Below are 302 nucleotides of genomic sequence, written 5' to 3' on the forward strand. Positions count from 1 at the left end.
ACGGCTGGGACGCTACCGCTGGGTGGTGGAGCGCACACTGGCCTGGAAGAACCAGCTGCGCCGCCTTCGCGTCCGCGATGAGCGCAGGGACGATGTCCACTTCGGCTTCCTCGTCCTCGGCTGCTGCGTCATGCTCCTACGACGCCTCTACCCTGACATTTGTTAGAGGCTGTAATCCTACAGCTGCAGTTTGAACCGCGCTCGGCGTGCCCGGTAGTGGCACTGCATGGCGACGGCTTGGTGGTGGCGTCGCCAGCGACTCCAGGCCAAGACGTGCGCGAGTGGAGCCACGGTCCGACGCA

The 302-nt window shown here is 65.2% G+C and carries 1 pseudogene; it reads left to right on the plus strand.

The window, feature by feature from the left end:
• Window positions 1-166, plus strand: a pseudogene (locus tag D7X74_RS44780) (IS5/IS1182 family transposase); the annotation flags it as partial.
• Between the last annotated feature and the right edge of the window lie 136 nt (window positions 167-302).

The sequence above is a fragment of the Corallococcus sp. CA047B genome (assembly GCF_003612065.1).
GTDB classification, from domain to species: Bacteria; Myxococcota; Myxococcia; order Myxococcales; family Myxococcaceae; genus Corallococcus; species Corallococcus praedator.